Annotated in this window: 9 protein-coding genes; 3 read left to right on the top strand and 6 right to left on the bottom strand. The window is 47.8% G+C overall.

The annotated features are described in order from the left end of the window. Positions 1 to 67: 67 nt before the first annotated feature. Genes argE through CWE13_RS00205 form a run of 3 tightly spaced genes read left to right on the top strand, consistent with a single transcriptional unit; the run spans position 68 to position 2,635 of the window. Positions 68 to 1,237, top strand: a complete 1,170-nt coding sequence (argE, locus tag CWE13_RS00215; RefSeq protein ID WP_126805341.1) for an acetylornithine deacetylase — start codon at positions 68 to 70, stop codon at positions 1,235 to 1,237. 1 nt (position 1,238) lies between these two features. Then, positions 1,239 to 1,832, top strand: coding sequence for a ribonuclease HII (gene rnhB, locus CWE13_RS00210; RefSeq protein WP_126805340.1), 594 nt, complete (start codon positions 1,239 to 1,241; stop codon positions 1,830 to 1,832). A 23-nt stretch (positions 1,833 to 1,855) separates the two neighbouring features. Next, entirely contained in the window at positions 1,856 to 2,635 is a 780-nt protein-coding gene (locus tag CWE13_RS00205; RefSeq protein ID WP_126805339.1) for an SDR family oxidoreductase, read from the top strand. An 83-nt stretch (positions 2,636 to 2,718) separates the two neighbouring features. Here the strand turns inward: CWE13_RS00205 and CWE13_RS00200 are convergent, their stop codons facing one another. The 6 genes from CWE13_RS00200 to CWE13_RS00175 form a co-directional block, all read right to left on the bottom strand. Next, on the bottom strand, positions 2,719 to 4,377 hold the full coding sequence (locus CWE13_RS00200) for a dihydrolipoyllysine-residue acetyltransferase (RefSeq protein WP_126805338.1): 1,659 nt from the start codon (positions 4,375 to 4,377) through the stop codon (positions 2,719 to 2,721). 11 nt (positions 4,378 to 4,388) lie between these two features. Next, positions 4,389 to 5,366, bottom strand: a complete 978-nt coding sequence (locus CWE13_RS00195; protein ID WP_126805337.1) for an alpha-ketoacid dehydrogenase subunit beta — start codon at positions 5,364 to 5,366, stop codon at positions 4,389 to 4,391. Continuing rightward, entirely contained in the window at positions 5,366 to 6,559 is a 1,194-nt protein-coding gene (locus CWE13_RS00190) for a thiamine pyrophosphate-dependent dehydrogenase E1 component subunit alpha (RefSeq protein ID WP_420837027.1), read from the bottom strand. Before CWE13_RS00190 ends, CWE13_RS00195 begins: the two co-directional genes overlap by 1 nt. Before the next feature lie 188 nt (positions 6,560 to 6,747). Then, complete coding sequence (astE, locus tag CWE13_RS00185) at positions 6,748 to 7,791, bottom strand: succinylglutamate desuccinylase (RefSeq protein ID WP_126805336.1); 1,044 nt, start codon at positions 7,789 to 7,791, stop codon at positions 6,748 to 6,750. 62 nt (positions 7,792 to 7,853) lie between these two features. Beyond that, on the bottom strand, positions 7,854 to 8,582 hold the full coding sequence (locus CWE13_RS00180) for a DUF599 domain-containing protein (RefSeq protein WP_126805335.1): 729 nt from the start codon (positions 8,580 to 8,582) through the stop codon (positions 7,854 to 7,856). A gap of 103 nt (positions 8,583 to 8,685) precedes the next feature. Beyond that, positions 8,686 to 11,850, bottom strand: coding sequence for an efflux RND transporter permease subunit (locus tag CWE13_RS00175; RefSeq protein WP_126805334.1), 3,165 nt, complete (start codon positions 11,848 to 11,850; stop codon positions 8,686 to 8,688). Positions 11,851 to 11,852: the final 2 nt, after the last annotated feature.

The following is an 11,852-nucleotide window of genomic DNA, read 5'->3' as shown; positions in this document are numbered from 1 at the left end:
GCGTGCTAAGATAATTGCATCGAATTTCACCAACTGATTTACTTGCTTCCAAGTGAAAGGAGCTTCAATGTCTGCCGTTACTTTGCCATCCTTTATTGATATGTATCGCCAGCTAATCGCTGCGCCTTCGGTTTCGTGTTTAGAACCAACTTGGGATATTAGCAACCGCCAAGTGATCGAATTACTGGGTCTGTGGTTATCGAGCCTCGGGTTTCACGTTGAAATTCAGGAGCTGGAAAAACAGGCCGGCAAATACAATTTATTAGCCAGTATTGGCCCGGAGCCGAAAAATGGCGAAGCCAGTGGGCTATTGTTAGCAGGCCACACCGATACCGTGCCGTGGGATGAAGGCCGCTGGACACGCGACCCATTTACCCTTACCGAAGCTGATAATCGCTTATATGGCCTCGGTAGTGCCGATATGAAAGGCTTCTTTGCATTCGTTATAGAAGCCATTCGTGGCTTAGATTTAACCCAATTGAAAAAGCCGTTGCGAATTCTAGCCACGGCCGATGAAGAAACTAGCATGGCCGGTGCGCGTGAATTGCATCGGTTTGCCAATTTAAAACCTGAATACGCGGTTATCGGTGAACCTACGAACATGGTGCCGGTGCGCATGCACAAAGGCCACACCACTGATTGCGTGCGTATTACGGGTCGCTCTGGACACAGCTCTAAGCCTGCTGCAGGTTTGAATGCCATTAGCATCATGCATGAAGCTCTGGGCTCTTTGAAAAAGTTAGAGCAAGAGTTTAAAGATAAATTTCATCACCCAGCCTTTGAGGTGCCCTACCCAACCTTAAACTTTGGCCATATCCACGGCGGTGATGCCGCTAACCGAATTTGTGCGTGCTGTGAACTGCACATGGATATGCGGCCATTGCCCGGCATGCGTATTGAAACCCTGAATGAAATGTTACATGCCCATTTAGCGCCATTGCAGGAACTATATCCTGGTGCGCTAGAGATCATTGCCATGCACGAACCGATTCCGGGCTACGAGTGCCCTGCTGATTCAGCGTTAGTGAAACTTGCCGAGGCTATTAGTGGCAACACTGCGGAGCCGGCGAACTATTGCACGGAAGCACCTTTTGTTGATGCGCTAGGCTGCGAAACTATTGTTATGGGCCCAGGTTCAATTCAACAGGCGCATCAGCCCGATGAATTCATTACTTTGGCGGAAATAATACCTGCGCAGGAACAAATACGCGCCATTGTGCAGAAGGTTTGCGGCTAATATGAGCGAGCCTGTTTTCTATATTTGTGGCGCCGACGAAGCTGGCCGCGGGCCAATCGCTGGGCCTGTGGTTGCAGCAGCGGTTATTCTTGATCCCGAAAATCCGATTTTGGGCATTACCGATTCGAAAAAGCTTAGCGAAAAGAAACGGAATGCCCTGAGCTTAGAAATTAAGGAAAAAGCCTTGGCTTGGGCTATTGCGCAATGTGATGCCGATGAGATTGATGAAATTAATATCTTACAAGCCTCAATGCTGGCCATGAAACGTGCCATTGAATCGCTGCCAATTGCGGCGCATAAGGCGCTGATTGATGGTAATCGCGTACCCAAGTTAGCGATTGCCGCCGAAGCCATTATTAAAGGCGATTTAAAAGAAGCCTGCATTGGTGCTGCTTCAATTTTGGCGAAAGTTGAGCGTGATCGGCAAATGTTAGAATGGCATGAGCGTTACCCAGAATATAATTTCGCACAACACAAAGCTTACGGCACTGCAGCGCACCTAGAAGCCTTGCAAAAGCACGGTGCTAGCCCGATTCACCGCAAGAGCTTCAGGCCCGTGCGCGAAGTGATTGAAACTGCTGAAGCGCAAGCTTAACAACACGTAAGAGAGAAGAAAGCATGAGCAAGATTAACGGCAAAACAATATGGCTCACCGGTGCTTCTTCCGGCATTGGCCTTGCGCTTGCAGAAGCGTTAGCGAACAAGGGTGCCAAACTAATTTTAACCGCACGTAGCGTGGCTACGCTTGAAGAACTGGCACAGCGGCTACCTGGCGAACATAGCGTATTCCCGCTCGATTTGAGTAACCCTGAAGCCGCGTTCGAACAAAGCCAAGCACTGGTTGCGAATGAAGCTATCGACATTCTCATTAATAACGCCGGTGTTTCCCAACGCAGCGCGGTACTCGAAACCGATTTAAGCGTTTATCGCCAGCTCATGGAAATCGATTACTTTAGTGTTATTGCTTTAACCAAAGCCGTGTTACCGCAAATGACAGCTCGGAAACAAGGGCATGTGGTTACCATTGCCAGCGTAGCCGGCAAGGTGGGAAGTAAACTGCGTAGCGGTTATTCCGGCGCTAAGTTCGGTGTGATCGGCTTTATGGATTGTGCCCGCGCGGAAATGGCGGAGCATAATGTGCAATTCACCACCATTTGCCCCGGTTTCGTGCGCACCCAAGTTTCTCACAACGCACTTACCGGCGATGGCAGCAAGCTAAACCAAGAAGATCCGGATATCACCGGTGGTATTAGCCCAGAAGAATGTGCTGCAGCGATTATTAAAGCCATTGAAGATAACCGCAGTGAAGTCATTGTCGGCAAAGGTTTAAGTAAACTCGCACCGACGTTACAGCGTTTCTTTCCAAACCTCGTGCGGAAAATATCAGCAAAACGCTAAAGGCCTTAAGTAATTTAAGAACAAACAAAAAGGGCTCCGTTATGGAGCCCTTCTTTTTTAAATGCCGCTAGTAGCGCCTTATCTCAACGCATAACCGTAAGCATCTGCATTGGATCTTCCAAGAACTGCTGCCAGCGCTTGTTGAAGTTCGCAATGGTTGCGCCATCAATAATACGGTGATCGCCCGACCAGCTCGCCACCATCATATCGCGCCCCACTACACTGCCATCAGCAGCGAAACGCGGTAGGGTTTGCACTTTACCAAGCGCAACAATAGCCGCTTCGGGTTTGTTGATGATTGGCGTAGTAACAGTTCCGCCCACAACACCGATATTCGAGATGGTAATCGTACCGCCCTTCATATCAGCCTGAGCAACTTTGCCTTCACGCGCAGAAGCCGTTAAACGGTTCACTTCTTCAGCAACTTCGAGCAACGATTTATTCTGAACTTGTTTGATATTCGGCACCATTAAGCCAACTTTGGTGGCAACCGCCATACCAATGTTGTGGTCGTCGAAATATGTGATTTCAGTAGCATCATCGTTCAGCTGCGCGTTCATAATTGGGAATTCACTTAACGCTAAGCTCATTGCTTTGATAAAGAATGGCATTAACGTAAGACGTACGCCCTGCTCCGCATATTGTGCTTTCAATTTCGCATGCATGATACGCAAATCAGTTAAATCAAACTCTTCTGCGTAAGTGAAATGTGGAATGGTGCGTACCGATTCCGCCATTTGCCGGGCCATTGCTGCACGTACGCCACGAACTGGCTCTGTACGCTTGCCACCACTTGCTGGAGCCGTTGCCGTGGCACTTGAGCTAGCACTTGAATTCGCAGCGCTCTCGGCCTTATCTGAGCGCTCAGCGGCTTGCCCTGGCGCCTTCTCTAAATCTTCTTTTAAGATACGGCCTTTCTTACCTGAGCCTTGTACTTTCACTAAATCAATGCCGGCTTCGCGCGCACGGCGGCGAACCGCTGGGCTGGCCAGCGCTTTGCCATCAGCGGCAGGCTGTGGTGCTTCAAATTCACCACCGGCGGCACGCGCTGTTGATTCAACAGGTGCATCCGCTGGTGCAGAATCATCGCTAGTTTCTGCTGCCGCACTTGCCGAATCCGAACCGCCCGCTGTTTCTAACGCAAACAATGGTTCACCCACTCTTGCGATATCGCCTTTGGCATAAAATAACTTGCTTACGGTACCATCAGATTTCGCTGGAATCTCAACCACAGCTTTATCGGTCATTACTTCAACCACAACTTGGTCTTCTTCCACGGTATCGCCTTCGCTCACGCGCCACTCAACGATTTCGCATTCAACAATACCTTCACCGATATCCGGTAAAATAAAGTTGGCGCTGTTGGATGAGCCTTGCGAACTGCTCTGGCCTTTCGCTTCTGGCTTCACTTCTTCTTTCGGATCTGCTTTCACTTCTTCTGCTGAAGAATCTGCAGGCGCCGCGGGCTGTGGCTTGCTCTCAGTTTGTGCTGGAGCACCACCGGCCTCTGAATCAATGGCAAACAAAGGCTCGCCTACTTTGGCAATATCGCCTTTGGCGTAATACAGCTTGGTTACAGTACCATCGAATTTAGCCGGGATTTCTACCACGGCTTTATCGGTCATTACCTCAACCACTACTTGATCTTCTTGAACTGAATCGCCTTCCTGGACCTGCCATTCAACGATTTCACACTCAACGATACCTTCGCCGATATCCGGTAAAATGAAATCAGTACTCATGCGAGCTCCTATTAGTAATTCAGTGAACGCTTAATGGCTTCGTACGTTTTCAAATGATCTGAAAAGTACTCTTTCTCATGCGCTAATGGGTAAGGCGTATCTAAACCTGAAGCACGCATTACTGGCGATTCAAGGTATAGGAAGCAACGCTCTTGAATCGTTGCTGCCACTTCACTACCAAATGCCATGGTATGCGGCGCTTCTTGGCTTACCACAGCGCGGCCAGTTTTCATTACTGATTTCGCTACCGTATCCACATCCCACGGCAAAATGCTGCGCAAATCGATAATTTCAACGCTTACGCCATCTTTCTTCGCAAGCTCAGCCGCACGTTCGATTACTTCAACTTGTGCGCCCCAACCAATTACCGTTACATCAGAACCTTCCTGCACTACCTCAGCTTTACCGAGTGGCAAGGTATATTCTTCTTCTGGCACTTCACCAACCGCCGCGCGATACAAACGCTTCGGTTCCATGAAAATCACCGGGTTCGGATCAAAAATAGCGCTCAACAATAACCCTTTGGCTTGGTATGGGTTACGTGGCATCACAATTTTCAAACCTGGTGTGTGGGCAAAATAGGCTTCAGGTGATTGCGAATGATAGTGGCCACCGTGAATACCGCCGCCGTATGGCGTACGAATGGTTAAACCACCTACGTTAAATTCATTCCCTGAACGGTAACGGAATTTCGCGGTTTCGTTCACGATTTGATCGAACGCAGGGAAAATATAATCACCAAACTGAATTTCAGCTACTGGCAAACTGCCCTGAGCCGCTAAACCGTTAGCAAAACCAATAATGCCTTGCTCTACCAATGGGGTATTGAAGCAGCGCGCGCGGCCATATTTTTCTTGTAAGCCGCTGGTAGCACGGAAAACGCCGCCAAAGTGGCCAACATCTTCACCAAATACAGATACTTTATCGTTTTTCGCCATCGCCACATCGAGGGCGCTGTTGATGGCTTGGAGCAAATTCATTTTAGCCATTATTTCACGCCTCCTGAGGTATTCGGATAAGCATCCGGATATTTACGAATATGCGCTTTTAATTCTTCCAGCTGAACTTTTAATGCTTCAGTAGGTTCGGCGTACACATCGGTAATGATTTCATCAACGTGCGGAACGTCTACTTTTTCAGCTTCTTTCAATGCCGCAAGCACGGTGTCTTTATGCGCTTTTTGTTGCGCATCGGCTTCTTCTTCGGTAATCCAGCCTTGTTTCACTAACCAGTTGCGGAAACGAATCATTGGCTCACGAACCCGGCGTGCTTCTTCCTCTTCCCGCGAGCGATAGCCCGTTGGATCATCTGAAGTAGAATGGCCAGCCATGCGATACGACATCGCTTCAATCAATACCGGCTCATTTTCTTCAACGGCTAAACGGCGCGCTTCTTGGGTAGCTTTATAAACCGCAAAAATATCATTGCCATCAACACGAATGGCTTTCATACCGTAGCCAACAGCACGCGGTGCAATCCCATCACCGGCGAATTGCTCTGCCGCTGGAGTAGAAATCGCGTAACCGTTGTTCCGGCAAAAGAATATTGCTGGCACTTTCAATACCGCCGCCATGTTCATACCGGCGTGGAAATCACCTTCAGAGGCTGCGCCTTCACCGAAATAACATAAGGTGCAGGTTTTATCGCCGCTTTGCTTCTGGCCAAACGCATAGCCCGCCGCTTGTGGAATTTGTGTGCCTAACGGTGAAGAGATGGTCATGAAGTTAAGTTCAGCGGAGCCGTAATGCACAGGCATCTGGCGGCCTTTACCAAGATCTTTGGCATTCGAGAACAACTGGTTCATGAACTGCTCAATGGTAAAGCCACGGAAAGCCAATGAGCCTTGCTCACGATATTGGCCCATAATCATATCTTCAAACTTCAATGCTGCCGCTGAACCAATCGCTGCCGCTTCTTCGCCCAACGATGAAAGATAAAAGCTGATGCGGCCTTGCCGCTGTGCAGCAATCATACGTTCATCTAACACGCGAATAAATTGCATGGTATCGAACATTTTCAACGCTAGTTCTTTATCGATATCAGGTAACTCTGCACCTTTGTGCACGCTGCCATCTTCTTTCAGCAACTGATACATTGGGATATTCAATGCGTTACCCTCAATAACCTGCAGTTCAGTAACCACTGCGGTTTTCTGAGGATCCTTTGCCATTTGCTTAGCCATAGCACTCTCTCTAAGATGTTAAAACTTTGTCGCGAACTTTACCTTTACGTTAACTGTGTTGCAAACTTTGTTGCATCAGTTTCCGCAAATAACTGTTCATTCTGGCGTACAGCACTCACTTGGGCCACGAATACGCGTATTGTCGCACAGCACAAGCCGGGATCAGACCCCTCGCTGCTCTGACCAGATTAAACTAGCGGTAATTGCTCTGCCGGAATTGGCATAACCGTTAATAACGCCCGTTGCCCAATGGCAACATTAGCATTCGGAAAGATAACCGCTTCACCATCAATGTTGGCATGCACGGGTTCTTCACCATCAGTAGCCAACACATCGCCTTTATTAAACGGGGTGAAATTTGCCACGTTATCCGGAAAATGCAGGCGGAAATTTTCATGATTACGATTAATGCTGCGCTGCACTTTATAAATCTGTAGCGCGTCTGCTTGCAACTCACCATCTACCATCGGGCCAACGGTAAGCAAGCGTGTGAGTTGTTGTTTCGTTTTCGCAAAACGTTGCATATCGTTCTCGCCAAACGGCTTCACCTTCCCAAGTTCTAGCGTGAACGCATCAGCGCCAAACTCATTTACGGAAAAGTATGAAAAAGTGGTTGTAGGGCCATCGTGTAAAAGCACTACAGGTACATCGAGCAGTTGCAATAATTGCAACTGCTGTTTCTTATAGGGCGCGCCATTGGTATATGGGTAAACCGCAAACTTCTCATGTTTAGAATCGCGAATGGCCGTGTGCATATCGTAGTGTAGGCGTTGCCGCTCACCCGCCGGTGCAGTTGAGAAAAACTGACGCACGTAGCCTTCAATCGCTTTCGCTCGCACACGCTCACGATTAACCAAGCCCTCGCCTTTGCTATGCGCACCGCTAAACAAACGGTTCATATTTTCTTCAACAAAGCGTTTGCCAATATTGATGGCCGCTGGATTCGCAATTAAAAACAGAACACGGCTGTTAAGCGTAAGCTCGCCGCTTCGAATCGATTCAATAAGTTCGTCACAAATCTCTATGGGTGCTGTTTCATCGCCGTGTACTGCGCACGAAAGCACAAGATCGAAAGCATGAGTTTCTGTGGCAGGTGTAAAAACAACAACACCACTATCCCAAATTTGCATGGTTACGCCGTTAGCGAGTTGCTGCTCCACTTGAATGTCGGCGCCCCACTCATTCTCACGGGTAAATTCTAGAAAATTCTGTTCAGAAAACTCAGTAATCACAACTACTCCAATATATAAATTCGTTTCAATGTTAGGTGTTCGCTGCCATACAAATGGCAGGTTTAAATATCACCTTTTTTCTTCGGCCCAGGTTCATAGCCTTTGCTGGCTAACAAGGCGCGCAGGACATGCGATTTATATTCGCGGCGATACAATATTGCGATAACAATGATGCTCATCACAATAAACAGCCATGGGCTCGCAAACCACGATAAATATGCCAAGGCAAAGTAATACGCGCGTAATCCATAATTGTATTCGTGGCCCGCTTGATCCAACACTTTGGCGGTATTTAAGGAAAATGCTTCTCGATCTTTCAACTCCACGGTTGGCCGAGAAATCGAGGGGGCCATACCCAGCAAAATAGATACAAAGCCAAATTGGCGCACGGCCCATGTGAATTTAAAAAATGCATACACCATAATAGCGGCAATGCCTGAAAGCTTCAGCAACACTAAGCCGTGGCTTTGTTCGGCGGTAAATGGCATTTCCTCAAGAACGCGAACAAAGGCATCGTTCGAGGCAATAACGGTAAGCACACCGGCTAATACGAATATGGTAGAGGATGCAAAAAACGTAACCGTACGCTCAACGTTTCCAACTAATGCGGCATCGGCAATATGATTCTCTTTATGCACAACCGCGTTCATCCACTCCACCCGCAAGGTACACAAAATACTCGAGAGGCAGTGGTAGGTTTTTGCCCGTTTACGAGCAAAGGTTGCGTACCCGATCCAAACGAAAAGAAACCAAAGAAAGGCGAAAATATCGATCAGCGGAATTGATGGCATGGCGTACCCTCAGGTGAAACATTAATGGCACAAGTGTAGCGGATTTCAGAAAAGAAAGAAGGGAATGTTTGCACATTCCCTTCGATTTATTTCTGCATTAATTTTAGCGAGTTGTGGCATCTTCCTCGGCTGCCGCCCGTTCCAATTCCTTTTCGTGCCCGCCACCGAAAATACGCTTAATATCATCGAGCACCAAGTACAAGCATGGAATCAGCAACAAGGTTATTACCGTGGCGAATAAAATACCGAAGGCTAAGGATATTGCCATTGGAATCACGAATTTAGCCTGCATGCTGCGCTCTAATACTATAGGCGCTAAACCCAAGAATGTGGTGAGTGACGTAAGCACGATTGCCCGGAAACGAGAACAGCCCGCATTCACTACCGATTCTTTTAAGTTCCGTAATTTATCGCGCGATTGGTTTACGTAATCAACGAGAATCAAACTATCGTTAACCACTACCCCAGCGAGCGCGATAAGCCCGAACAAGCTCAACATACTGAGCGGCATTTGCAACACCCAGTGGCCAAAGATAGCCCCGATAATACCAAAAGGTATCACCGACATAATAATCAGCGGTTGGCTGTATGATTTCAACGGAATAGCCATCAGCGCATAGATACCAAACATCGCAAACACTGCACCTAACAAGAGTGAACTGAGCGCTTCCATTTCATCTAAGCTGGCACCCTCAAGGCCAAAACGCACCTGTGGGTAGTGCTGAAGTATTTCAGGTAAATAATTTTCCTGAATATCACGAACAACCGAGCTTGGTTCAACGTTATCTTTATCAACACGGGCCCGCACATTCACGCTGCGAACACCATTTACGCGGTTAATGGTACTGAAGCCATCACCAACATTACCTACGGCGAGCTCACGGAACGGAATTTCGCGGCCATCAGCAGCACGGATCATCATCGATTCTAAATTACCAATCGATTGCCGTTCTTCTAATGGATACCGCACCATTACCCGAACTTCTTCATCGTTGCGGGGTAACCGTTGCGCTTCTGCACCATAGAAGGCATAACGCACTTGGCTTGCCAGATCTTGCAGCGTAATGCCGGCAGCATCGGCTGCTGGCAACATCGTAAGCTGAATTTCTTCTCTTGGCGTACCAAAGGTATCGGAAATATCGAACACGCCACTGTAGCCTGCAAGTACCTCGCGTAATTCCTCAGCGGCCGCGGCAAGTGAATCAAGATCGGTTCCGCTAAGCTGGAATTCGATATCGTAGCCGCCACCCCCACCGATACTTCCGGTGAAGTTGAGATCTTTCACGCCAGCAAGTTCAGGCACCCGCTCACGCCACTGGTTCACAACACCAAAACCATCGATCTCGATTTGTTCACCTTTCGATAGTTCTACGAGAACCGTACCGTTGATCGCGCCATTCATGAATACGTTTACATGCGAAAGTAAATCCTCATCGTATTCTTCACGATATTCATCGTTGATGGCGTACAGCGCTTCACGCACTTGCCGCAAAGTATCAGCCGTTTGTAATTCATTCGTACCAGGCTGCATTTCTAAGTTAGCGGTTACGAAATCACTTGGAATATTTGGGAAAATTACCCAGCGCACAAAACCGCCAGAAAGCAAGCCAGCCATGATAATGAACAAGGCAATAAAGGCCGCAATAGTGGTATAGCGATATTCCACACATTTAGTGGCAAACGGGCGATATCGATTTTCAACAAAGGATTTCAAGCCATTGGCGAATCCATTACGCACGCGTTGAAAACGGTTCTGTTTCGTTTCTGACGTTTTTGAGAATTTCATGCCATTGATATGCGCTGGTAAAATCCACTTCGATTCAATCAACGAGAAAATTAAGCAGAAAATAACTACGTAAGCGATGGATTCCCAAATACCGGCCATTGGGCCGCCCACCATAAGCATGGGTAAGAAAGCCACGATAGTGGTAAGCACCCCGAAGGTTGCCGGCAGCGCTACTTTTTTCGCCCCACGAATTACGTTCTCTTCGGATTTTCCGTGCTCTTCAATTTCGGAGTAAGCACTTTCCCCGATGACTATGGCATCATCGACCACGATCCCCAGCACCAGAATAAAACCAAACAACGAAATCATGTTGATGGAAACATAAAACATCGGCAGGTTCATGAGTGTTAATGCACCCAAGAACGCGACTGGTAAGCCAACCATTACCCAGAAGGCAAGGCGCAGCTGCAAGAACAAAGTAAGTGCGATAAACACTAGGGCTATACCCACATACATATTCTTCAGCATGAGGTCGAGCCGACCTTGCAAGTAATATGAACTATCACCCCAATGATCCAGCATTACGCCCTCAGGCAGGGTTTTCGCTTTGCTATCAACGTACTCTTTTACCGATCTAGCAATTTGTAAATCGTTTTGCTCGCCTACAGAATCAACGCGAACGAAAGTAGCCCGGCTACCATCAAACTCCGCAAATGAACGGGTTTCCACAAAATCATCACGCACTAAAGCGATATCGCCAACCGTTAACGATGTACCGTCAGGGAAGCGCGAAAGCACGATATCTTCAAACTCACGACCGGTATAACTTTGCCCTTTAGCCCGGAGCAGAATGTCACCGGTTTCTGTGCGAATAGTACCGCCCGGAACATCAACCGACGAGCCTCTTACCGCTTGCACAACGTCTTGGAACGTTAAACCATATTTGCGCAAATCGCTTTCAGCTATCTCGATCGCAATTTCATCACTGCGCGCACCAACTACAGTAGCTCTGGATATACCGGAAATTGAACGTATCTCATCGCGTACTTCTTTCGCTAAGTTCTTACGCGAACGTTCATCAAGATCGCCATATACCGATACCCAAATAATCTGGCGCTGCGGCCGAATACGGTAAATAACTGGCGGTTCAATTTGCGCTGGGAAACTTGAAATACCATCCACGCTCATGCGTACTTCATCCATTACTTCTTGGATGTCATACCCACTTTCCACTTCAATCGTTACCGTACCCATGCTCTCGCTTGAGGTACTGGAGATGCGCTTTAAGCCTTCAACTTCATCAATTGCATCTTCAATGCGAATGATGACGCCTTGCTCTACTTCCTGCGGTGCGGCACCTGGATAAGCAACCCGCACACTAATCAAATTCGGCTCAATGGTAGGAAACATTTGCTTACGAATTTGAAAAACGGAAATAATACCGGCAACAATAATCAACAGCATCAATAAGTTAGCGGCAACTTTATTGCGGGCAAACCAAGCAATAATGCCTGTTTCTTTTGGTAGAGGTTCATTTACCATGG

It is taken from the genome of Aliidiomarina shirensis, from assembly GCF_003987345.1.
Classification (GTDB): domain Bacteria; phylum Pseudomonadota; class Gammaproteobacteria; order Enterobacterales; family Alteromonadaceae; genus Aliidiomarina; species Aliidiomarina shirensis.
This window is presented reverse-complemented; position numbering and strand designations above follow the sequence as displayed.